Genomic DNA, 23,016 nt, shown 5'->3' with positions numbered 1-23,016 from the left:
CCGTCTTCTTTCGGTTGGAGTCCGAATCGACGAATGCTTGCAGTGTCGGCAACAGGTCGACCGAATCGCGCAGCGGATCGATCAGTGTCACAAGGTGTTTGCGCCCCAGGCCCGGCCTGCTCACCTGGTACTCGAACACGAGATCCGAAATCCGGTACGTCCCCGGTGCGTATCGGAGCCGACGCACGAGACTCAGCAGTTCGTACAGGTGGGGCGCGGTAGCGGCGATGTCATCGATCGCGGCCGACCCGGTTGTCGCGGTCACCGCCACCTGACCCGCGTCGGCCAGGCGATCGACCAATTCGCCGACGTCCACGCCTGGAACATCGGGCAGCAGGACGGTTCCGCCGGTGGGACTGATCGACGCGATGGGCACGCAGTCCGCGTCGAATGTGGCCAGCGCGGTGTGGATTCTTCGCAGTTTTCGAGCCGCCATCATCGCCGCGTCGATCCGACGGCCACCCTCGTCGGCATGGGCCGGAAAGTGCAGGGCGACAACGTGATAATCCTCGGCGAGCAGCGTTCCCATCCGATCGGCGATCTTGCGAGCCGTGCCGTCACCGGTCAACAGCGCGTCCAGCAGTTCCACGTCGTGACGGGGACCGTTCTGAGCCAGCGTGCGAAATTCCGTCAGGTAGGCATCGGACACGGCCGCGGTGACGACGTCCAACAGTTCCATGACCAGGACGGTTCCGTCGGCGAGTCGATCGTCGGCACCCCCGTCGCCCGGGCGCGGTGCCTGTCGCACAGCCAGTGCGCAGCCCTCGTTGACGGCATGTTGGATACGGCCGAGCGGTACGCCGTCTCGGGCCCACCGGGTCGCTGCGTCGCGAAAGACGTCCATCGCACCGGCTACCGGTAGCCGCCCGGATTCGAGTACTCCGGTCGCCAGTTCGCAGCAGGTCGTCGTCATGTCGTCGAGTTCGCCGCGGGCGCACTCGCGCGGCGGTGGTGTTTCCTCGGGCTCGCCGAAGTACTGATCCAGCATGCGTGCGGCAGTCTCCCTCGGCGTCCGCAGACGGTCGGATGCCCGTCGCCCACTGACGTATTCACCCTGCGACACGTGCACGCTTTCCGTTGCCGTCACCGAAGACCCCACCCCTCGCACTCGAAACCTACTTCAGGTCCGTTTCCCCGCTACGAACAGTAGAACAACAATCAAACCTGAGGATTGTTTTTCCGAATATATCCGGCAGTCGGTTCGAATTCGGGTCGTCGGAGCTCAGTTGTGACGATCTCTCACATCCGACTCGGCGGTTGCGGGCAGATTCCAAACGCCCGACAGGAGAACGCGAATCACCGAAATCCGCGCTTACTGTTCCGCCTTGTCCAACAATCCTCGTCGAAAGTCAGGCTCCATGACCACTTCTCGGTCCACCTCCCGCACGACGCGGAAGGCAACGACGGTGCGCGCCGCGATGATCGCCGCAATGGCGTGCTCACTCACCCTCGGTACCGGTGTCGCAGCACAGGCACAGCCCGCCACCGCACCTGCTCCGCCCGCCACCGCACCTGCTCCGCCCGCCACCGTGCAGGGCGACACGGTCGTTCCGCCCGGTCCGACCGAGGCCTCACCCAAGGCCGCCGACCAGGGCATCGCCCAGCCGAACATCGAATCCGCAGCTCCCGCGACCATCACCTACGACCCACGGACCGAGACCACGGGTTACGGACCGGAGCAGAAGAACTTCCTGGCCGGATTCCTGTACAGCATCGTCAACCCCAATGTCGCACCTCAGGGTGCCAACGACTGGAACTGCAAGCCGTCGGCAGCGCATCCACGTCCGGTCGTGCTGCTGCACGGCACGTGGGAGAACGCCTACAACAACTTCGCGCGGATGTCGCCTGCGCTGAAGAAGGAGGGCTACTGCATCTTCGCGCTCAACTACGGCGACAAGGACTCGAGCATCGTCGGTAATCTCGAGTCGCTGCGGGGCACGGCATCCGTCGCGTCGAGCGCGAAGGAGATCGCGACCTACATCGACGCCGTGCGCGCCGCCACCGGGTCCGCTCAGGCCGACATCGTCGGCCATTCCCAGGGTGGACTCGTGACCCGCCAGTACCTGCGCTTCGAGGGTGGCGCCAATCCGGCCGACCCGACGAAGAACAAGGTCAACACCGTCGTCAGCGTCGCCGGGTCGAACCACGGCACCACACTCGTCGGTATCGGCACTCTGGGTCGCACGATCAACAACCTGGGCCTGAACGTACTCGGCGTCGTCGGGGCCATCGCCGGACCCGCCGCCTCGGACCAGGTCATCGACTCGGATCTGGTCAAGGGATTGGCAGTGGGCGGTGACACCGACCCCGGCATCAAGTACACCGTGATCGGCACCAAGTACGACGAGGTCGTCACCCCGTACAAGACGACGTTCCTCACCGCCGGTCCCGGTGCCACCGTCAACAACGTCACCCTGCAGAACGGTTGCGAGATCGATCTGTCGGACCACCTGTCGATCTCGGTCTCGCCTCGCGCGATCGGCATCGTGAAGAACGCACTGGATCCGAAGGGCTTCCCCACGAGGTCCATCCCGTGCGCATTCAACTCACCCATCACCGGCGGCTAGTCACCGGCGAGCAAACCTCGGTGAGGGCGATCGGCTGCGGAGGCCGATCGCCCTCACTGTTGCGCGGGCACCCATCCGAGCGAATCAGCCGGCCGTGCGGCGGATCCCGGAGCCGTCGAACTCCACGAGTCCGCGAGCCGCGAAGGCGTCGAGCCATCCGATCATCGGCCACCGCCCCCATCGGTCGAAGAACGTGCGCGCGTTGGCGACGATGTCGTCGAGATGTTCCACCGGAGGATCGGAGACCGGATGGAACTGGTGATAGGCGTGCGCCCCACCGACCCACCGCAACCCCATGCCCAACGCCTCCGCGGTGGCTGCGAAATCGGTGTCCTCACCGCCGTAGCCGGTGTAGTCCTCGCAGAAGCCGCCGAGTTCGGTCCAGGTGGTTGCCTCGACCGCGAAGGACAGCGACCAGAAGACATCGAAGTTGCCTCCGTGCTCGACGGTGTCGACCGGCGGGTTCGGCCGCGCCGGGTGCGGTGCGGTCAGCAACGTCAGAGCCTCGCCCTCCGCACCCATGTCTTTCTCTTTCAGGTAGGTCACCGGACCGCAGAGCAGGGATCGGTCGTTGCCGGGCAGCGTTGCCGCACGGCGATACAGCTCGATCATGTTCGGGCCCGGAATGCAGTCAACGTCCAGGAACACCAGCAGTTCCGCGCCACGTTCGATTGCTGCGGCCGCGCCTCGATTGCGGGCGCGGGCCAGCGGCAGCGGGGTCTGCGGGGGCATGTCGATGCACGTCGCCGCCGAACCCGATCGAGCGAGCACGTCGACGATCGCATCGTCGCCCATCGAGACCACGACGTGTTCGACCTGCCCTTCCGAGGCACTCAGACCGCGCACCTGAGCGGCCAGGTGCTCGTGTCGACCGGACACCACGGTGACGACGACGGCCTTCACTGTCGCGCCGTCCGAGGTGCGGCCTGCTCGATGGCCCTGGCAGCACGGACAGGTGCCCCCTCGGTACGCAACGCGGACCACCGCCGGCCACCGATCTCGAGAGCGCGATCGGCCGCAGCATGCCATCGCGCGACGGACGGCCACGAGTCGAGAACCTCCGCGAACGGGCCGCCCGCCAGCGCCGCGGCGGTGGCATGCTGCTCGTCGAAGGGTCGGGCCTGCGGCACGACGATGGCCGGCGCGCCCGAAGCGGCGACGTCGGCGACGGCGTTCTGGCCGGCGTGCGTGACGACGAGTGCCGCCGAACACAGCACCGGCCACACGTCGTCCACCCAGTCGCCGCCTGCGACGCCGAGCGCGCGGAACTCGAAGCGGGCGTCCACCGCCGACCACGAGTCCACCAGGTCTCGGGTCAGCGCAGTGCCACCGGCGGCACCCAGAACCACCACTGTCGGATCGGCGTGGGCAGTGTCTCTCTCACGTTCGGCGAACCGGCTGATCGAGCCTGCATAGGTGGTCTTCTCGGCGAAGGGACGCAGCCAGGTCGGGTCGTAGACCTCGCGCGACCACGGTGCGACGATGTGGGTCGCCGCCCGGTAGGCGAGGTTGTGGATCGGATCATTCCGCTCCCCCGGTATCGCCATCACGATCACGCGAACACCCATGAGCCGCAGGAACATCGCTACTTCCACCGATACGTCGACCACCACTGCCCGCGGTCGCTCGCGCGCCACCCACTCCGCGATGATCGCCATCCGTTCGGTCAGACCGTCCACGTCGTGGGGAGCCCAGTGCAGCACCCCTCCAGCCGAACTGTCCACCGCAGCATTGCCTTCCACGGAGTCGTCCACGTCGAGAGCAAGCGAGATCCACTCGGCCGCCGCATGCGCTGTCGGTCGAGCACGCGAGGACAACACCGTCATCGGCTCGGCCATCGACCGTGCGATGGCGTCGGAACGGGTGATGTGACCGACCCCGTGGTGGTGCGCGTAGTAGCCGATCATGCGATCGCGAGTCGGTCGTCCACCGAGTCGACCGCCGCGGCCAGAGTCGAGTGGTACAGCGCCTCGTACTCGTCCACCATCCGGCCCATCGAGCACACCTTCTCCGCCCGGGCCCGGACGTCGGACCTCCTCAGGGCTGCCGCCGCGGGGATCGCGGCGGCGAGGCCGTGTACGTCGTCGGCGGCCACCAGCACTCCCGACGAGCCGTCGACGATCTCCGGTATGCCGCCCCTGGCGAACGCGGCGACGGGAGTGCCGCAGGCCAGCGCTTCTGCGACCACCAGGCCGTACGGTTCGGACCAGACCGGCGAGACCAGCGCGACCTCGGCACCTGCCACCAACGCCGCCAGGGCGGGCTGGTCGAGGTGTCCGACGTACCGGATGTTCTCGTCGAGCATGGGTTCGACGAACTCGTGAAAGTACTCGAGATTGCTCAGCGGACCGGCGATACGCAGCGAGCGCCCCGCTTCTTTCGCAGCCGCGATGGCCAGGTGCAGCCCCTTCTCCGGGACCACTCGACCGGACCACACCACATAGTCGCCACCGGTGCCGAACGGCCAGTCCTCCAACGAGATTCCGTTGCGAATGACGACGGTTCCTGCGGTGACATCGGCCCACTGCGAGGCGGCGAACTCGCTGACAGCGGCGAAAGTGTTGGCACCGGGAGGAGCCAGCGCAACCGCGGACTCCAGCCACGCGAACGGAGGCGTGTGCAGCGTCGTCACCATCGGTACCGAGAGCGTCGCCGACATCGCCAGCGGCAGGTAGTGCAGGCTGTGGTTGTGCACGATGTCGAACGACCGAGACAGCGTCCCGGCCAGTTCCAACATCACCGCCAGATAGGCGTGATGCTCACGGATCGCGGTGGGGGTGATCGCCACGTCGGCGATCGAGATCGGCGTCAGATCCAACGTTCGGACCGGCAGCATCGTTGCGTCCAGGTCGACGCTCGATCCGTCTGCAGCGAACAGACTCACCTGATGTCCACGCTCGGTGAGCGCGCGCACCAGGTTGTAGACGTGCGCCTCCAGACCGCCTGCGAAGGGTTGCGCCACCGGAAAACTCGACGACGCCAACACCGCGATGCGAAGTGGCTTCTCGTTCAACGCATCTCCTTTGTCACTGCTGAATAGATCGCGGCATGAGTTGCTGCGATTCGCTGTCGTTGCTCCGCGCGAACGCCCGAATCGAGCGCAGGCGTCCGATCGGCGTGCGCTGCTCGCACGGCAGCAACGAGGGTGTCGGGATCGAACGAATCGATTCCCATCCGGAAACTGTGCACCCGGGCCTGATCTGCGTAGAAGCCGCAGTCCGACGCGACCACGGTGGTGCCGAGATCGCGGCAGGCCTCTAGCCAGCCCGAGTGTGTTCCGAATCGATAGGGCAACACCGAGACATCGATCGACGACAGATAGTCCCACAGCGCGTCGTCGTCGAAACGTTCGTGCACACGCACGTCGACATCGGGAAAGCTTGTGTAGTCCAGCAATTTTGCGCCGACCGCCGGGCTGTACCAATGGCTGGAGGACTCGAACACGTCCTCGTCGATGTCCAACCGGACAGTGGCGTCGGGTAGCGATCGTGCGGCCTCGACCACGGCATCCATCACAGCCAACGGGTCCATGTTGGACCGCAGGTTCTTGGCATGGACGCCGATGACGAACGAGTCCGACTCCGGGCGCGGCAGTGTCATCCGCTCCAGCGGCACGACGTGTGGATGGTCCACCACTGTTGCCTCGACACCCCACCGATCGTGAATCCAGGCAGCGGCTCCCGCGGTGAGGGTGATGACGGCGGCGGCAGCGGGAACCAGTACGTCCAACTGTCGCAGGTGATCGGCACTGTCCGCGAAATGGGGATTGTGCAGGTCGTGAACCGTCAGAACCAATGGCTGCCGGTGGGCGCGCAGATGCTCGACGGTGCGGGTGAGTTCGTCGGACGTGAAGGACTCGAACCCGAAATGCACGTGCAGCACATCGAAGTGCACGTCGGTCTGCTCGGCGAGCCACCGAGCATCGAGCAGTCGTGGGGGCCACCACTGGCCGGGTACGTCGACTCTCGCCGGGGCAGGATCGGGCAGCACGATCACCGCCGAGTCGACGGACATCTCGTTCGGGGCAGCGCCGACGACGGGCTGCAGGTGTCGGACATAGGCGTGCGAGGACGGAACCGATGCAACGCGAATCATGAATTCCTTCGGGTACAGGCAGGTGGATCGTGCCTGGTCCCGACACGCGATACGTAGCCTGTACCCGATTGCACCCGGGTTCAATCGGGGTTGGCGAAGCCCGTCCGCCGGGTCTACGTTGACGAGAGAATGGTCCAACAAGAACGATCACACGACGTCGGGGCAAGCATGGACGGTCGCACCCGCCATTACGGCGAATTCTACGGACTGGCGGACGACGCCGAGAAGGACGGACCGCTCCTGCTCGTCTGGGGAAACTGCCAGGCCGAGGCGCTGCGCATCCTCCTCGGTTCCGACCCGGCCATGCCGCTGCGGACGGTACGCATCCCTCCCGTACACGAGCTGGAAGCCTCGGACCTGCCCCACGTCGACCGCCTCGTGCGCCAGGCGTCGGTGCTGCTCACCCAGCCGGTTCGAGCCGGCTATCGGTCGCTGCCACTGGGGGTGCCCGATCTCGCCGACGCGCTCGCACCCGACGCCACAGTGGTCCGGTGGCCGGTATTGAGATACGCGGGGCTGCACCCCTTCCAGGTCATCGTTCGACACCCGAGCGACCCCGCTGCCGTCCCGAACATGGTGCCGTACCACGACTTACGGACGATTCTGGCCGCCCGTCGCGGCCTGGGCGGCGACGAGGACTGGGATCGATCGGTCTCGGGCGACGGCCTGCGACAGGCAGCCGAGGCGAGCCTCGACGAGTTGCGCCGACGCGAACGCCGGGACACCGACATCGTTGCCTCCGATCTGTTCGCAGATGCCGGGATCGACGCCACCCACACGATCAACCATGCGACCAACGTGGTGCTCGGCGCTCTCGCCCAGCGCATACTCGATCAGTTGGGGACCGGCAGCACGGTGCGGGATCCGGGACGCGAGTTGCTCGGCGGCGTTCGCGCGCCCGTCGAGGGACGAGTGCTGAATGCTCTGGGTCTGCAGGGTGATTCGCGGCCGAACTGGTCGGTGGACGGCGCTGCCGTGTCGCCGGATTCCGTTCATCGCGCTCACCTGCAGTGGTACGCGGATCGTCCCGAATTCGTCGATGCCGCGCTCGAACGCCACGCCGAACTGATCCGAACCCTGGAGCTGGCACCGTGACCGGGACGGTACTTCATCTCGTCATGGGGCCCGACGAGCACGGTGTCGTCCGCTGTGCGCACGAATTGGCCTCCGCCACAGCGAGTCCGGTGATATCGGATCTCGAACAGCTACCCCTCGACAGTGCGGTCCACGTGCACTTCACCGACCGGTTGTTCGGCCGCACTGCACAGGCGGCAGCGGATGCTTTCGTCGCCTTCGCCCAGCGGCACCGCGCACCGATCACCGTCACGATGCACGATGTCCCGCAGGCGTCCGACGGCCACGCGTTCGAGGCGCGGAAGAAGTGCTATCGGCGGGTGGCCGATTGCGCCGCTGCCGTAATCGTCTCCAGCATGCACGAGCGGCTACTGCTCGACGAAGTCCTGGACGGTGGAGACGACGTTCGGGTGATCCCGCTTCCGATCGGACGCGCGGAGCCACGGACCGAAGACCGCGTCGCCCCGCGACAAGTCGTCGGCGTACTCGGATTCGTCTACCCGGGCAAAGGGCACGAGGAGGTGCTCGATGCCATGACGTCGCTGGACACCGACGTCGACTTTCTCTCGATCGGGTCCGCATCACCGGGCCACGAATCCATGATCGACGAACTCGGCCGTGCTGCAGAGCAACTCGGCCGATCGTTCACCTCGACCGGTTTCGTTCCCGATGCAGAGCTGAACGAGATCCTGCGGTCGATCGCGATTCCCGTCGCGTTCCACCGACACGTGTCGGCATCGGGTTCGATCAATTCCTGGATCGCGGCCGGCCGTCGACCACTCGTCCCGCGCGGTCGGTACGTGGAGGAAATGGAGACCAACTCCCCCGGGGCGCTGTGGATTCACGAGAATTCGGTCGAAGGCCTCGCGTCTGCGATCGCGGAGGCTCTGCGCCATCCCGACAGGACCTGGCAGAACCGCGACGTGGTCACCTACCCCACCCTCGAGCAAGCAGCCGTGCTGTACCGCGCACTGTTCGACGAACAGTGTTCACCAACGGCAGACCAGCTACCCGACGGCCGATGGGTGGTTCCGGGCAATCGGTGGGATCTCGCCGAGCCGGTCGATCGGGATCCGCGAGTGTCCTTGGTGATCCCGTACTTTCGCCAGCAGCGTCAGCTGGAGTTCGTACTGACCGCGCTGACACTGCAGAGCTACCCGGCCTCGCTGCTCCAGGTGATCGTGGCCGACGACGGGTCCCCCGAAGCACCGGACGTCGACGGCTTCCGGACGGCCCTGGACATCACCGTCGTTCGACAGGACGATCTCGGCTTTCGCGCGGCGGCAGTACGCAATCTCGGCGCATCGGTTGCCGACGGGGAGATTCTGTGTTTTCTGGACGCCGATACCGTCCCCGAACCCGGCTACATCGCGGAATCGGTACGGCTGACAGGGGCGGTTCCCGATGCTCTAGCCGTGGGTCGGCGACGCCATGCCGATCTGACGGGCTGGTCCGCCGAGGACGTGGCCGGGTGGTTCGGCGGCGAATTTTCCGGACCGCCGGAGTTGTCGGAGCCGGGGTGGCTTCGGGACGGGTATTTCCGCTCGCGAAACCTGCTCGATGCCGATCGACGTTCGTACCGGTACATCATCAGCGCCGTCATGTCGTGCAGCCGTCGGCTGTTCTCGGAGATCGGTGGATTCGACGAGACCTTCGTCGGTTACGGCGGAGAGGACTGGGAGTTCGCGCATCGCGCCTACGACGCCGGTGCCGTCCTGGCGCACCTGCCCCGAGCGGTCGCCTGGCACGACGGACCCGAATGGGCCGAGCGGACGGGTGGGGATCGCGAACGCAAGAATCTCGAAGCGCTGATGCTGTCCTCGCGCATCACCGACCCTGCGGCTCGCACTCACGGCCTCGTCTACGCCGTGCCCGAGATCGTCGTGGTCGTCGAGTGCGCCGGACACAGCTCTGCCTCGCTGCTCGCCACGGTCGGTTCCGTTCTGCGCGAGCGAGATTGCGCGGTGTGGCTGGACGGTTCGGACGCGGCGTCGTTGCGAGAGCAGTGGGGCGACGTGGACCCACGGGTCCATCTGGGTCGGCCCGGCGACACCGGCCGCAGCCACATGGTCGTACACGTCCGCGGACTCGTACTGTTCGGTGAGCACGCTCTGCGCCGAATGCTGGCAACCGGTGCCGATCACATGACCGTGGACGTGGGCGGCTCCGGTGTTGTCGAGTGTCGCAGTTCGCGGTCGAATGCGCGCGCGGCGCGGTGGGCCGATGAGCTCGGTCGTGATCGGCTCGATGCGGCCGAAGGCCTCTTCGGGCACATGCACCGCACGGCCGTCGAATTCGGGATCTCGACCGGTGAACATCAACCGAATCTGTCCTGGTGAAGGGAAATACGGTGCGGCGGCCACTGATGGAAGAATGGATGTCCGCGCTCGTCGGGGACGACGTAACAGCAAGGTCGGGTGAACAATGAACAGAACGCTGTACTCGATGCTCTGGATGATGGCGATCATCGCCCTCATCGCATTGATCTGGGGCACAGTCGGTTACGTGTACGCCGACGAACATCCTCTGCGCCGTGCGGCGTTCGTCGGTGGCGGAGTGTTGATCTCGGGCTGGCTGATCGTGCTCGCTGCCGTGGGCATCAAGATCTCGCGACTGAAAGCGCGGCGGAGAGCGAGCAACTCCGACGACGACCGATAGTCCGGCTGCGGTGCGGATTGAGAACGCCGCGGGCGGGTACTCCGCATCGAAGTCTCGACGCGCAATCGCCGGTCAACTGCTCGTCGAGTTCCTCTCAGTCAGTGCCGAGCAAGGGTTCTCGATGGTCAATCAGCGCAGTACGTCGAAGCAGCAGGGTGTGCCGGTACGTCCGGCGACTCGCGAGGAGTATCTGTCGACGTGGTCGACGCTGCACAACGGCATCGATCCTTCTGCTTCCGGGTTGGTCTCGGGTTGGCTTCGCGTCGTCTATGCGCTGAGCGCACCGTTGGTTCGCGCGTCCGTATCCGCCCACGCGGTCACCCTGACCGCCGTCGTGGTGGCAGGAGCGGCAGTGGCCCTGTCGCGCCCCGGCACCTCGGCACCACTGATCGCGGCTGTGCTGATCGTGATCTCCGGCCTGCTCGACGGTATCGACGGTGGGGTCGCGATGATCGGTCGCTCCCAAACTCAGTGGGGGTACCTGCTCGATACCGTCGCCGATCGCTGCAGCGACCTGCTGCTCCTGGCGAGCGGTCTTGCGCTCGGAGCACCGATGCCGCTCGTTCTCGCGGTCGGTGTGACGACGATGCTGCACGAGATGGCCCGTGCCCGCGCGGTCGGTTCCGGCATCGAGGATGTCGGCTTTCTGACGGTGTGGGAGCGCCCCTCGCGGGTGATCGCGGCTGCGGTCACGGCGACGGTCGCCGGTGCCGCTCCGGCCGCCGCCGGATCATCGGCGACGATCGGAATGTCGGTGACGTGTGCGCTCGCAGTCGTCGGGTTCATGCAGTTGATGTTCGGGCTGCATCGACGGGCCGATCGAACTCGGCGGTGACCAGCCAGCCGGCCAGAGCCAGTACATGGAACACGAACATCCACAACATCATTGCCACTCCACCGCCGATCGCGGTGAGGCCTCCGAACGGCGCACCCAGGTCCACCGGTATCGCCAGGAACAAGATGAATCCGTGGACGAACCCGGTGACGATGGACGAGGTGACGAGTGATCCGACGATCAACGCCCGCCAGCCCACCGCACGTGGCGCAATCACGCGATAGGTCCATGCCAAGGGGACGGACAGGATCACCCACAGGCAGTTGAAGCCGAGGAACACGCGCGCCGCCATGGCACCGATTCCGCCGCCGCCGGTCGTTGCTTCGAGCAACCGCGCTACGCAGAGGACGCCTGCCAGCAAGACAGGCGCTGCGGCGAAGAACGGCACCATCGCCAGCCGACCCCGCCAACCGGTGAACGATTCTCGGATCGGAGCGAACCGCACGATCGCCCGGCGCAGGCCCTCCCCGTAGAACGTGGCGGGAAAGATGGCGATCAGGACGCCGATCGGGCCGAGTTCGATTCCTGCAGTGGCCAGTCCGTCCACGGCCGCACGAGCACCCAGGGCGTCGGGCAACATCGTCGACATGGCGTCGAAGCCCCCGCGCACCCAGTCGGCCGACACCAGCAGAGCGCAGGCGCGGATGGTGAGGAGCAACAGCGGCACCACGGCGATGACGGCGTAGAAGGTCAGGCCGCCCGCGATCAAGGTGGTGTCCTCGCGGGCGAACCCGGCTTTGATCGCCCCGGCCCCCCGCGCTGCCCTGGTGCGTATCGAGGTCATCTCGTGCGGGCACCGAAGTACAGGGCGACCGTCGACGGGTCATTCAAGGGTGACCTCCACTCCGTCGATGACCTTGAGGAACGGGCAGATCGAGGTCGCCTGCGCCAACACTGCTTCGGCGTCGTCGGTACCGGGAAGAGATACCGCGAGTGCGAACGTCGCGTCGTAGCCGGATGCGTCGGAGTCGGTGAGCACCACGGTGCCCTTCACTGCAAGCTCGTCGACGCTGCCCCCGACGGTTCCGAGCGCGATACGCAGAGATTCGACCAGGCAGCTCGACAATGCGGCGGCCATCAGCTGTTCCGGGTTGGTGTGCTCCCCCGGCCCCCCGAGGTGCTTCGGTTCGCGCACACCGAGGGACAGCACCCCGTCGTCGGAGGTGACTCCCGTCGCGGTGGCAGAGACAGTTGCTGTGTACAGCTCGGTGTTCATCGATGTCGGATGTCCAGTAGGCAGCCGATCGAAACCGTCAGGTTCCGCACCTGCGGGACGAGGCCGACGGGTACGTGTCGCTGTTCACATATCGGACACATCAGTTTGGTCGAACCTACCGACGGGTAATGCTGCGGTCAGGGCCGAGCATCATGCTGTGACCCACAGGCATCGGCCAGAGTAAATCGACCACCCGACCGAAAGGGGAGCACCATGAGCACATCGACGTTGATCGCCCAGTTGCGTGTCGCACTGCAGCTGACGAACACCGAAATCCAGATCGCCGAAACTCGCGTCGTTCAGGCGCGCACCGAGGCGGTACGCCGGGAGTTGACCCAGAACGCCGCGAACGGTCGCGACCGCGCCGCAGCCATCGAGGAAGCCCTTCGCGGACTGGGCGGACTGCCCGATCTCGTGTCGCCGTTCCTGGGACGCACGCTCGCCGCAGTCAAGGCAGTCGCCGAGCAAGCACAGCCGTTCGACGAGGCCCTGCTGGGCGATCTCGCCCTCGAGCAGCAGCTGCTGGGCCGCGCCAAGTACATCAAGGCTCTGGCCACCGCAGCGAACGAGCCCACCGTCGTCGCTCTGGCGACTCGGCTGGCCACGGCGCACAGCGCCACGGTGGAATGGCTCGAGACCGTCCTCGCGGAAGATGCACTGGGCGGACCCGCAGCATTGCGTCGCACCCCGTTCCAGGCCGCCGCAGGCACCGCGGTCAAAATCGTCAACGCGCCCGCAACCTGGTCGGCTCGCGGTCTCGACCGCGCACTGGACGCAGCTCGCGCTACCCCGGACCGCCTCGCCGGACTTCTGGGCCGCGGCGCTCACGCCGGTGACGTGGCAGTCAAGACGCTGACGGCAAGTCGCGATGCAGCACTCGAAGCAGCCGAGGACGTCACCCGTAGCGAGGGCGTCGATACCGTCGCCGACGCAATCCACACCGCGCGGTCGGCCAGCGGAACCCTCGACGCCGACGAGCTGCCGATCGCGGATTACGACGACCTGAACGTCTCGGACGCCGTCGCCGCCATCAAGGACCTCACCAACCCGACCGACGTTCGCACCGTCGTGACGTACGAAGAGGCACACAAGAACCGCCACGGAGTCGTGTCCGCAGGACAGACGCGCGTGGCAGCAATCGCCAAGGACGTCATCTCCATCGACTGACGAGGATGGATCGATCCTTCTGCGAATACCGATGCGGCCCGTGAACTTCCGGGCCGCATCGCTGTATTCGAAGGACGTCTCTAGGGCTTCAACAGCACCTTGATGGCACCGTCCTGCTTCTTCTGGAAGATGTCGTACGCATGCGGAGCCTCCTCGAGCGAAAGCTCGTGTGTGGCAAACGAGTCGACGCCGAGAGGATCGTCGTCACCGAGCAATGGCATGATGTCGTCGACCCATCTCTTGACGTTCGCCTGCCCCATCCGGAGCTGAATCTGCTTGTCGAACATGGTCATCAGCGGTAGCGGATCGGCCATGCCGCCGTACACCCCGATGATCGAGATGGTTCCGCCGCGGCGGACGATGTCGATTGCCGAGTACAGCGCGCCGAGTCGATCGACACCGGCCTTCTGCATCATCGGCGCGGCAACGGCGTCCGGAAGCATTCCGACGATCTGCTGTGCGAGTTTGCCGACCGGCGATCCGTGCGCCTCCATACCCACCGCATCGATGACCGAGTCCGTGCCCCGGCCGTCGGTCATCTCGCGGATGACGTCGCCGACGCCACCGCTGTGCTCGGCCAGGTTCACCGTCTCGATTCCCCGTGCCGCGGCGCGGGCGAGTCGCTCGGGTACGAGGTCGACGGCGATCACTCGCGCGCCCTTGTGCTGTGCGATGCGCGCTGCCATGTCTCCGATGGGCCCGAGACCGAGGATCGTCACCGATCCCCCGTCTGGAATTGCCGCGTACTCGACGGACTGCCATGCGGTGGGCAACACGTCGGAGAGGTAGACGAATCGCGAATCCGGCGGTCCCTCCGGAACTTTGATGTGAGTGAACTGCGCCTGCGGGACGCGGAGGTACTCGGCCTGACCGCCGGGAACTTGCCCGTAGAGCTTGGAGAAGCCGAACAGTGCTGCACCCGTTCCCTGCTCGCGGACCTGCGTGGTCTCGCACTGGGTGTAGAGGCTCGAATCGCACATGTAGCAGTGCCCGCAGGAGATCTGGAACGGGATGACCACTCGGTCTCCGACTGCCAGATCGCCGGTCTGCGTACCGACTTCCTCGACGATGCCCATCGGCTCGTGGCCGAGGATGTCACCTTCGTCCATGAAGGCACCGAGTGTTTCGTACAGATGCAGGTCCGAACCGCAGATGTTTGTCGTCGTGATCTTCACGATCGCGTCCGTCGGCAGTTCTATCCGCGGGTCGGGAACGGTGTCCACGCCGACTTTCCTCTTGCCTTGCCAGGTCACTGCGCGCATGTGGTCCTTCCGATGGAACGACCTCGAAGTTCGATGTCGTGCAGTGCGCATTGCCCGTTGTGACAGGTCACAAACACAGAGGTCGTGAGTGGTTGGTACCGAGCGTCAGCGGGTAGCCACCACTATGACCGCGTTGTTCTCAGTCGATCCGTCCACCGCCCGCTGCCCTGCGCTGCCCACTCCCTGTGGGCCGATCTCCGATGCCATCACTCGGTGCCTGACCGCGGGTGAGCCGAACGGGACTGCGATCGTGCCGACGCCGACCGAGGTCGATGCCACGTCACGAGACGTGCAACTGTCGCTCCTGATCTGCTACGAACTGCACTACCGCGGGTTCGCGGGAGTCTCGGACGCCTGGGAATGGGATCCCGAACTCCTTCGACTGCGAGGAGCTCTCGAGTCCGCCTTCCTGGCCTACGTACGGGAGAACGTGGAACCCGGCACCGACGCGATCGCAGAGATGGACGCACTGTCCGTCGAGGCCACCTCGGGAACCGGCCCGTCCTGGTTCCTGCGCGACGAGGGGTCATGGGAGCAGATGCGCGAATACTTCGTGCACCGATCCGTCTACCACCTCAAGGAAGCCGATCCGCATGCCTGGGCCATTCCCCGCTTGACGGGTCAGACCAAGGCTTCCTACGTAGCAGTGGAATTCGACGAGTACGGCGGCGGTAAAGGCGACCGCCTGCACCAGCATCTGTGGGCCGAATCGATGGTGGCCGCCGACCTCGATGCAACGTACCTCGGCTACGTCGACCGCGTCCCGGCGCAGACACTGGCGTGGGTCAATCTCATGTCGCTCTTCGGCCTGCACCGTGGTCTGCGCGGTGCCACCGTGGGCCACCTCGCGGCAACCGAGATCACCTCGTCTCCGGGCTCACAGCGCTACGTGCAGGGACTGCAGAGGCTCGACGCCCCCGCAGCATGCATCGCGTTCTACGCCGAGCACGTCGAGGCGGACGCCGTGCACGAGCAGGTACTACGTCACGATGTGGTCGGCACGCTCCTCCGCGACGAGCCCGAATTGGAGGCAGATGTGGTGTTCGGAATGCGTGCGCTGGATTTCGTCGAGAACGAGCTCGCCGACCACGTGATGGAGCGGTGGGCTGCCGGTCAGTCCTCGCTGGACTGAGAGGGTCGCCGCTTGGCGCGGTGGCTCGTGTCGCACAGCGGATAGTTCTTGCTCCGCCGACACGTGCACACCGCGACGAGGAAGCGATCCGACTCCACCCGCGTACCGTCGTCGAGTTCGATGTTCACCGGTCCGTCGATCAGAATCGGTCCGCCGCGGACGATTCTCACCGTGGTGCGCGCACCTGCCGCGTCATCGCTTGTCGCCACGAACGACCACCAACTCCTCTGTTCGGCACCCCGGAGCCAATGCTCCGCGAGCTTCCAGCCATTCTGCGCGCCGGTGCATCACAGGCCCGAAATCGATGGTCTGCCGGCCGGCTTCCGTCACCGAGAATCCGTTGTCGGAGAGCATTCTCACGGTGCGGTGGGGGCCGGAGAACTCCGAATGGACGACGAGCAGCACGCCACCCGGCGCGAGCAGGTCGGCCGAGGCGCGACACAGCGGATCGAGCACCGTCCGGCCGTCCTCGCCCGCATCCCAGGCGCGGTGCAGGCCCATCCCCGTCGGAGGAAGCTCGGACGGGACGTACGGGGGATTGCAGAGCAGTACATCGAACGGTTCGAGCTCGGCGGCCTCTGCCAGGGAACCCAACCTGACGTCCACCTCGACGCCTACCGAGCGTGCGTTCCGCTCGGCGCAGTCGACAGCGCGGGGCGAGATGTCGAATGCCACCACTTCGCGCGCGCCCAACAGTGCGGCAGTGATTGCCACGGCACCACTGCCGGTGCACATGTCCAAGACTCGCGCGCCGGGGACGATGCCCGTCGTGGCGGCGATGTCACACAGCAGAAGCGAATCCTCCTGCGGTTCGTACACTCCGGGATCGGCGTGCACGGATGTCAATGCTCGGATGGAATCGGATTCGGCTGTCGTCATCGGCGTGCCTCCCACGGTGTAGCGATCGATGTCGTATTCCCGTCGGACCCGCAGTCAAACCCGTTGCCGTTTCGAGGCTTACGAACACCCCACCCCGGGTAGTCCTGTGGAGCGTGGTTGAGGAGTAGCCCGCGGTCCCCGAATGTCGACTGTCGATTCCCCCGTGCGCCGGGCGAGGAGTTCGGCTGCTCAGGAGTGTGTTCATGATCGTCGTACCGTCCATTACGCCCCCGCTCGCCGAAGTGATTCCGTCACTGAACGCCTCGCGGAGCTTCGATACCGAGATGATGCTGTCGGTCGACGAGAGCGCGGGTGCCGACATCGTCGTCCGAGTGACCGGCACGATCGGTGACTCGGATGTCCCCCTCCTGGCCGAAACGCTCGGTGAGGCAGCCGAGCGCGGGCGAGCGTTGATACTCGACCTGTCGTCGGTGGCCGGAGCCTCGGCCGGTGTCCATTCCGTACTCGACGCCACCGCCATCCGACTAGGCCGGTGGAATCAGCAACTGTCAGTGGTACTTTCGCCGGCACTGCAGCAGTCCGGCATCGGTCTCGTACCCGATCGAGTCGAGGTACGAGGATCCACGACCGAATCCGTGCTCGCGCCGACAGCAGACACCCGGTGATCCGTTCGATGACGACGAGCGCACGCACCGAAGCGCGGCAGGTGTCTCTGTGACCACCCCCAACACGACCTACGACGTGCTCGTCGTCGGCGGCGGCAACGCGGGCATCAGCGCGGCAGCGCGACTTCTGAAGAAGGGCATCTCCGACGTCGCGGTGCTCGAACCCAAGAAAGTGCACACCTATCGCCCACTGCTCTCGTACGTGGGCTCCGGTCAGGCAGCTCTGACCGAGGCCGAGCGCACCCAACGTTCGGTGATCCCGACCGGATGCGTCTGGCTGGAGGACTCGGCGACAGCGATCGACCCGGTGAATCGTCTGGTGCGCTGCGCGTCGGGCACGGAGTACGGCTACCGGGATCTCGTGCTCGGACAGGGGCTCGTCGTCGACACCGACGCGCTGCCCGGAGTGTGGGCCGCGCTCCGATCCCCCACCGTCACCAGCAATTACCTCGACCGAGCCGAACGCACCTGGCAGTTGGTACGCGATCTGCCCGCCCACAGCAGCGCGGTGTTCACCGTGCCGCGGCCACCGGTCGGGTGCACCGGCACCACCCTCAAGCCGCTGTTCCTCGCGGCAGACCATTGGACCCGCACCGGCCGCATGCCGGGAATGGACATCACGCTGGTGGTGGATCGACACCGCCTACTGGGTGTGCCGCAACTCGACAGCATCGTGATCGCACGACTACGCGAGCTCGGCGTGCGCATTCTGACCCGCACTGCGGTGACGGCACTGCACCCGGAGAGCGGACACATCACCGTCACGGACCACGACGGCATCGATGAGCGGCTCGGCTACGACATGCTGCACCTCGTACCGCCGTTCCGCGGTCCGAAGTGGCTGGAGGAATCGAATCTGACCGGGTCCGCCTCGCACGGTGTCGTCGACATCGACGGACGAACTCTACGCCACCGGATCCATCCGGAGATCTGGGCCGCAGGTGACGGCGCAGCCATCGACACCGATTCCTCGGGTGGCGCACTGCGCAAACAGATTTCGATTCTCGTCGACAATGTGATCGCAGCGCGCAGCGGCACTCCGTTGTCGGAGTACGACGGCTACACCGTGGCCCCCATCCCGGTCGACGCACACCGCCTGATCGCTGCCGAGTTCGATCGCACCGGAACCCTGACGCCGTCGTTGCCGTCGTTCGTAGACCCGCTGAAACCCCGGCGCTCCGCCTGGGCGTTCGACCGTTACGGCCTACCGCTGTCCTACTGGAACATGATTCTCGCCGGCCGACTCTGACCGATCGGGCGAGCCCATGAACCCGTCGGGGTCGTGGACGATGACCCGGTGACCGTCGTCCTCCAGGGCGCGAAACGCATCATGCAGGAGCCGTCGAGCCGTGCCGTCGATTGCCCGCACCTCACTGAAATCGACTGTTGTACTGTCATTTTCGCCGAAACCGTGGACCATTCGGGCGATGATCGCCTCGGCACCCGCGAACCGAAGATCACCCTGCAGCTCCACTGTGGTCACACCCTCCGCCTCGGTCACGCTGCGGATGGCTGATTCGCCGCTGGGTGCCACATGCATCATGTGCAGACCCAGATCGCGCGAGAGCCGCTCGAACACCGCCACCCCACGGACGCTGTTGCCGTGCTCGTTCAGCCTCGGAGACAGCACGGCAATCCCCACCTGACCGGGCAACACACCGATGATCGCCCCGGCAACCCCGCTCTTGGCCGGAATACCCACGGACGCAAGCCAGCTGCCGCTGCCGTCGTACATTCCACAGGTCGCCATGACCGCCAACACGTGTCGATCGATCGCCGGGTCGACCACCTGTTCGCCCGTGCCGGGATCCTTCCCACCGTTCGCCAACACCGCGGCGATCCGGGCCAGATCGTTGCAGGTCACGGTCACCGCGCACTGACGTGCATAACCGTCGACGACATCGGCGGGCTCGGCTCCGAGATGGCCGACCGACTTCAACAGGTGCGCGATCGCGGTGTTCCGGTCGTCGGATTCGAGTTCTGCCTCGTACACCTGACGGTCGACGGAGAGTCCGCGGCCGGCCATTCGGCTCAGAAGGTCTGTCAATCGCCCTGCCCGCTCTTCGCTTCCGTCGCCTCGAATCATCGAATGCACCGCCAGCGCACCGGCATTGATCAACGGGTTCCGCGGTCTTCCGGTCTCCGCTTCGAGGGATATCTCGTTGAACGAGTCTCCCGACGGCTCGACGTCGACGGCCTCGAGCAGCGCCTCGATGCCGTTGTCCTCGATGGCGAGCGCGTACGCGACCGCTTTGGCGATCGATTGGATCGAGAATTCTGTGTCGGTGTCGCCCGCTCCGTGCAGCGATCCACCGACGGTGGCGAGGGCGACCGCGAACGTGTCGGGATCCGCCGAGGCCACTACCGGGTTGCCCTCGGTCACCGTCCCTCCGTCGAACTGTCTGCAGTCCTCCAACACGGAGGCGAGGTATTCGGGAACAGGCGATCTCATGTGTCCACGCTAGTCCTCGGCGAACAGGTCTTGACATCACGGCCGTACTGCCGCTTACACTCCTGGTTCCTCAACCGTTGTAGGGCCCCCTCCCGCAAAGATCGGATTCCTGACGTGCGATTGCGACGCCTGATCGCTGCCGACTCGACAGATCGTCTGGCCGTGTACGCACCCGAGTCGGGATCGTGGGTCGACCTCGATACCGCCGTGTCGACATTGGGTGCCGACGAGTCTCTCCGCCCGCTCACCCGCACCGTGCTCGGATTTCTCGATGCCGGCGAACGCGTGCGCGACGCGGCCTCTGCCGTGGTGCAGCGCGCCGTGTCCGAGGGAGTCGCGGTGATCGACCGACCGGCACCGACGCTCCCGGTGGTCCCGGCGTCGCTTCGCTGCTTCCTCGGCTGGGAGGCTCACTGGGATCTGGCCGCGCACAACCTGGTTCGCCGCAACCTGCCGAAAGCTCTCCCCTTCATCCGCGGATTCGAAGCCGTCACTCGATCGACGTTTCCGGCGCTCCGTCCGGGGCCTGGGTTCGACGACCATCCGGTCTACTACACCGGCAACCACCTCACCGTCGTAGCCGACGAAGCTCCGGTCGAATGGCCGTCCTACAGCCGGGCACTGGATTTCGAGCTCGAGTTCGGAGCCGTGGTGACCAGGCCCGTCCGCGACGTATCCGAGCGGCGGGCCACTGCTGCGATCGGTGGGTACGTGGTGTTCGACGACATAAGCGCCCGCGACACCCAGTGGGAGGAACAGCGTCGCACCCCGTTCGGTCCGGTGGTCAAGACCAAGACATTCGCCAGCTCCATGGGAGCCGACATCGTGACCGCCGACGAGATCACGCCGTATCTGGATTCGTTGACGGCCACCGTCACCGTCAACGAGGAACTGTGGTCGACGACCGGCACCGCCGGTATGCGGTACTCGGTCGGCGAATCTCTCGCATACGCCAGCCGCGGCGAAAACGTCCATCCCGGTGAACTGTTGACGTCCGGCACGCTTCCACGTGGATGTGGCCTGGAACTCGACCGCTGGATCGCCCCGGGCGATCGCGTCGAACTGAGTATTCAACGGATCGGATCGGTCACCAACACGATCGGGACTCGCTGAACTCAGCGCTCGGTATCGGACTTGTCGGTGGAGGCATCCTGAAACATCTCCAGGAACGATCCGAAGCCGGATGCTCCCTTGCGTGGTTCGTCCATGTTGTGGTCGACGGCTCCCGCCGCCCCCTCGTCGTGTGTCATGTCTTGTAGCTTGCCGCTCGCAAATTTCAGCGAATCAGGGACCGAGGACACGAATCGGCAACGAAAGATAACGGACCGATAACGACGAACTCGAAGCTATGGATGGATCGAGCACGGTTTCCATCCATAACTTCGAGTTCGGTGGAGAGAGTTAAGCCAGCTCGAAGCGATCGAGCATCATGACCTTGTCCCAGGCAGCGACGAAGTCCGCGACGAACTTGTCCTTGGCGTCGTCGCAGGCGTAAACCTCTGCGAGAGCGCGCAATTCGGAGTTCGATCCGAACACCAGGTCGTTGCGAGTTCCGGTCCACTTCTTCTCACCGGTCGCCGCATCCTTGGCTTCGTAGATGCCTTCCTCCGCGGCCGGGACCCATTCGGTGCCCATGTCGAGGAGATTGACGAAGAAGTCGTTGGTGAGCGTTCCGACCTTGTCGGTCAGGACGCCGTGCGACGACTTTCCGAAGTTGGCTCCGAGCACACGCAGTCCGCCGACGAGCACGGTCATCTCGGGTGCACTGAGCGACAACAGGTTCGCCCGATCGACTAGGGAGTACTCGGCCGGAAGCTTCTGACCCTTGCCGAGGAAGTTGCGGAATCCATCGGCCTTCGGCTCGAGATCGGAGAACGAATCGACGTCCGTCTGCTCCTGCGTCGCGTCCATGCGGCCCGGCGTGAACGGCACGCTGACACCCGACGCCTGCTCGAGTGCTGCGACGCCACCGAGAACGACGAGGTCGGCGAACGACACCGTTCCGGAGAACGACTGCTGGATTCCCTCGAGCACACGAATGACCTGTGCGAGCTCGTCGGGCTCGTTGACCTCCCAGCCTGCCTGCGGCTGCAGGCGCAGACGGCCACCGTTGGCACCGCCGCGCTTGTCGCTGACTCGGAACGACGACGCCGCGGCCCAGGCAGCCGAAATGAGCTGCTGCTGAGTCAGTTCGGAGTCGAGGATCGTCTTCTTGAGCTCGGCGATCTGCGCCTCACCGATCAGTTCGTGATCGACGGCCGGGATCGGGTCCTGCCAGAGCAGAGTCTCGGACGGAACCTCGGGGCCGAGGTAGCGGGTGACGGGTCCCATGTCGCGGTGGGTGAGCTTGAACCACGCCTTCTGGAATTCTTCGGCGAGCTCCTCGGGATGGTCGAGCCAGCGACGAGTGATCTGCTCGTAGATCGGGTCGACGCGCATCGCGATGTCGGACGTGAGCATCGACGGGTGGCGACGCTTGGAGGGATCGGCGGGGTCGGGAACGAGATCCGCGCCCTCGCCGTTCTTCGGGCGCCACTGGTGCGCACCTGCGGGGCTCTTGTAGAGCTCCCACTCGAATCCGTACAGCGTCTCGAGGAAGCTGTTGTCCCACTGGGTGGGCGTCGGGGTCCAGATGACTTCGAGACCACTGGTGATCGCATCCGCGCCGACGCCACTCTGGTAGCTGTTCTTCCAGCCCAGACCCATCTGCTCGATGGGTGCACCCTCGGGCTCGGCACCGATGTGCTCGTCGGGATCCGCCGCACCGTGCGTCTTGCCGAACGTGTGCCCACCGACGGCGAGTGCCGCGGTCTCGATATCGTTCATGGCCATCCGGCCGAAGGTCTCGCGGATGTCCAGTGCGGACTGCACCGGATCCGGGTTGCCGTTGGGGCCTTCGGGGTTGACGTAGATCAGGCCCATCTGCACTGCGGCCAAGGGGTTTTCGAGACTGGTGCGGTCACCGTTGTAGCGCTCGTCGCCCAGCCAGGTCTGCTCGGGGCCCCAGTAGACGTCCTCGTCCGGCTCCCAGGCGTCGACGCGACCGCCGGCGA

Annotated in this window: 23 protein-coding genes; 10 read left to right on the top strand and 13 right to left on the bottom strand. The window is 65.6% G+C overall.

All coding sequences use genetic code 11. The features are described from left to right. On the bottom strand, positions 1-1,087 hold a 1,087-nt coding region (locus A2J02_RS11860; RefSeq protein ID WP_156516199.1), incomplete at its 3' end, for a PucR family transcriptional regulator. A 271-nt stretch (positions 1,088-1,358) separates the two neighbouring features. On the opposite strand from A2J02_RS11860, the gene A2J02_RS11855 reads away from it, so the two are divergent. Beyond that, positions 1,359-2,567, top strand: coding sequence for an esterase/lipase family protein (locus A2J02_RS11855; protein ID WP_068050338.1), 1,209 nt, complete (start codon positions 1,359-1,361; stop codon positions 2,565-2,567). 84 nt (positions 2,568-2,651) lie between these two features. Here A2J02_RS11855 and A2J02_RS11850 read toward each other — a convergent pair whose 3' ends face one another. The 4 genes from A2J02_RS11850 to A2J02_RS11835 are packed head-to-tail and all read right to left on the bottom strand — an operon-like array spanning position 2,652 to position 6,662. Beyond that, entirely contained in the window at positions 2,652-3,470 is an 819-nt protein-coding gene (locus A2J02_RS11850) for a glycosyltransferase family 2 protein (protein WP_068050336.1), read from the bottom strand. Further along, the gene (locus A2J02_RS11845; protein WP_068050334.1) at positions 3,467-4,474 is read right to left on the bottom strand and encodes a glycosyltransferase; all 1,008 of its coding nucleotides are present in this window, start codon (positions 4,472-4,474) and stop codon (positions 3,467-3,469) included. The genes A2J02_RS11850 and A2J02_RS11845 overlap by 4 nt, the downstream gene beginning before the upstream one ends. Continuing rightward, positions 4,471-5,580, bottom strand: coding sequence for a glycosyltransferase (locus A2J02_RS11840; RefSeq protein WP_068050332.1), 1,110 nt, complete (start codon positions 5,578-5,580; stop codon positions 4,471-4,473). Before A2J02_RS11840 ends, A2J02_RS11845 begins: the two co-directional genes overlap by 4 nt. Continuing rightward, positions 5,577-6,662, bottom strand: a complete 1,086-nt coding sequence (locus A2J02_RS11835; protein ID WP_068050330.1) for a hypothetical protein — start codon at positions 6,660-6,662, stop codon at positions 5,577-5,579. Before A2J02_RS11835 ends, A2J02_RS11840 begins: the two co-directional genes overlap by 4 nt. Before the next feature lie 168 nt (positions 6,663-6,830). On the opposite strand from A2J02_RS11835, the gene A2J02_RS11830 reads away from it, so the two are divergent. The 4 genes from A2J02_RS11830 to A2J02_RS11815 all read left to right on the top strand — a co-directional run bounded on the left by A2J02_RS11830 (position 6,831) and on the right by A2J02_RS11815 (position 11,229). Beyond that, on the top strand, positions 6,831-7,757 hold the full coding sequence (locus tag A2J02_RS11830) for a WcbI family polysaccharide biosynthesis putative acetyltransferase (protein WP_068050328.1): 927 nt from the start codon (positions 6,831-6,833) through the stop codon (positions 7,755-7,757). Further along, positions 7,754-10,075 carry a glycosyltransferase gene (locus tag A2J02_RS11825; protein WP_231893825.1) on the top strand — a complete coding sequence of 774 codons (2,322 nt, stop codon included), beginning with the start codon at positions 7,754-7,756 and terminating at the stop codon, positions 10,073-10,075. The genes A2J02_RS11830 and A2J02_RS11825 overlap by 4 nt, the downstream gene beginning before the upstream one ends. Positions 10,076-10,160: 85 nt before the next feature. Next, positions 10,161-10,394, top strand: a complete 234-nt coding sequence (locus tag A2J02_RS11820) for a hypothetical protein (protein WP_231893824.1) — start codon at positions 10,161-10,163, stop codon at positions 10,392-10,394. A 10-nt stretch (positions 10,395-10,404) separates the two neighbouring features. Further along, a complete protein-coding gene (locus tag A2J02_RS11815; RefSeq protein ID WP_082898784.1) occupies positions 10,405-11,229 on the top strand; it encodes a CDP-alcohol phosphatidyltransferase family protein in 825 nt (274 codons plus the stop codon). On the opposite strand, the gene A2J02_RS11810 is transcribed toward A2J02_RS11815, so the two are convergent. After that, positions 11,177-12,013 carry a YihY/virulence factor BrkB family protein gene (locus A2J02_RS11810; RefSeq protein WP_082898783.1) on the bottom strand — a complete coding sequence of 279 codons (837 nt, stop codon included), beginning with the start codon at positions 12,011-12,013 and terminating at the stop codon, positions 11,177-11,179. The genes A2J02_RS11815 and A2J02_RS11810 overlap by 53 nt on opposite strands. A 39-nt stretch (positions 12,014-12,052) precedes the next feature. Next, positions 12,053-12,445 (bottom strand): OsmC family protein, encoded by a 393-nt coding sequence (locus tag A2J02_RS11805; RefSeq protein ID WP_068050326.1) that lies wholly within the window; start codon positions 12,443-12,445, stop codon positions 12,053-12,055. Between the two features lie 213 nt (positions 12,446-12,658). Here A2J02_RS11805 and A2J02_RS11800 point away from each other — a divergent pair, with 213 nt between their 5' ends. Next, positions 12,659-13,612 (top strand): hypothetical protein, encoded by a 954-nt coding sequence (locus A2J02_RS11800; RefSeq protein WP_068050324.1) that lies wholly within the window; start codon positions 12,659-12,661, stop codon positions 13,610-13,612. A gap of 80 nt (positions 13,613-13,692) precedes the next feature. Here the strand turns inward: A2J02_RS11800 and A2J02_RS11795 are convergent, their stop codons facing one another. Then, the gene (locus A2J02_RS11795; protein ID WP_068050322.1) at positions 13,693-14,874 is read right to left on the bottom strand and encodes a zinc-dependent alcohol dehydrogenase; all 1,182 of its coding nucleotides are present in this window, start codon (positions 14,872-14,874) and stop codon (positions 13,693-13,695) included. A gap of 124 nt (positions 14,875-14,998) precedes the next feature. On the opposite strand from A2J02_RS11795, the gene A2J02_RS11790 reads away from it, so the two are divergent. Continuing rightward, positions 14,999-16,006, top strand: coding sequence for an iron-containing redox enzyme family protein (locus tag A2J02_RS11790; RefSeq protein ID WP_068050320.1), 1,008 nt, complete (start codon positions 14,999-15,001; stop codon positions 16,004-16,006). Here A2J02_RS11790 and A2J02_RS11785 read toward each other — a convergent pair. Together A2J02_RS11785 and A2J02_RS11780 are read right to left on the bottom strand one after the other, a co-directional pair. Next, the gene (locus tag A2J02_RS11785; protein WP_068050318.1) at positions 15,988-16,215 is read right to left on the bottom strand and encodes a CDGSH iron-sulfur domain-containing protein; all 228 of its coding nucleotides are present in this window, start codon (positions 16,213-16,215) and stop codon (positions 15,988-15,990) included. The genes A2J02_RS11790 and A2J02_RS11785 overlap by 19 nt on opposite strands. After that, a complete protein-coding gene (locus A2J02_RS11780; protein WP_068050316.1) occupies positions 16,199-16,885 on the bottom strand; it encodes a HemK2/MTQ2 family protein methyltransferase in 687 nt (228 codons plus the stop codon). The genes A2J02_RS11785 and A2J02_RS11780 overlap by 17 nt, the downstream gene beginning before the upstream one ends. Positions 16,886-17,088: 203 nt before the next feature. Here A2J02_RS11780 and A2J02_RS11775 point away from each other — a divergent pair, with 203 nt between their 5' ends. Together A2J02_RS11775 and A2J02_RS11770 are read left to right on the top strand one after the other, a co-directional pair. Beyond that, on the top strand, positions 17,089-17,511 hold the full coding sequence (locus tag A2J02_RS11775; RefSeq protein ID WP_141215281.1) for a hypothetical protein: 423 nt from the start codon (positions 17,089-17,091) through the stop codon (positions 17,509-17,511). Positions 17,512-17,560: 49 nt separating this feature from the next. Continuing rightward, positions 17,561-18,760 carry an NAD(P)/FAD-dependent oxidoreductase gene (locus A2J02_RS11770; RefSeq protein ID WP_068050312.1) on the top strand — a complete coding sequence of 400 codons (1,200 nt, stop codon included), beginning with the start codon at positions 17,561-17,563 and terminating at the stop codon, positions 18,758-18,760. Here the strand turns inward: A2J02_RS11770 and glsA are convergent. Next, entirely contained in the window at positions 18,716-19,963 is a 1,248-nt protein-coding gene (glsA, locus tag A2J02_RS11765; protein WP_068050311.1) for a glutaminase A, read from the bottom strand. The genes A2J02_RS11770 and glsA overlap by 45 nt on opposite strands. A 114-nt stretch (positions 19,964-20,077) precedes the next feature. On the opposite strand from glsA, the gene A2J02_RS27235 reads away from it, so the two are divergent. Further along, positions 20,078-21,076 (top strand): fumarylacetoacetate hydrolase family protein, encoded by a 999-nt coding sequence (locus A2J02_RS27235; protein WP_068050309.1) that lies wholly within the window; start codon positions 20,078-20,080, stop codon positions 21,074-21,076. 2 nt (positions 21,077-21,078) lie between these two features. On the opposite strand, the gene A2J02_RS28915 is transcribed toward A2J02_RS27235, so the two are convergent. Next, the gene (locus A2J02_RS28915; RefSeq protein ID WP_255183086.1) at positions 21,079-21,213 is read right to left on the bottom strand and encodes a hypothetical protein; all 135 of its coding nucleotides are present in this window, start codon (positions 21,211-21,213) and stop codon (positions 21,079-21,081) included. A gap of 151 nt (positions 21,214-21,364) precedes the next feature. Continuing rightward, positions 21,365-23,016, bottom strand: a 1,652-nt coding sequence (katG, locus tag A2J02_RS11755; protein WP_068050307.1) for a catalase/peroxidase HPI, incomplete at its 5' end; no start/stop codon positions are given.

Origin of the sequence: Rhodococcus sp. EPR-147, assembly GCF_001647185.1 — a bacterium.
In the GTDB taxonomy this organism is placed as follows: domain Bacteria; phylum Actinomycetota; class Actinomycetes; order Mycobacteriales; family Mycobacteriaceae; genus Rhodococcoides.
This window is presented reverse-complemented; position numbering and strand designations above follow the sequence as displayed.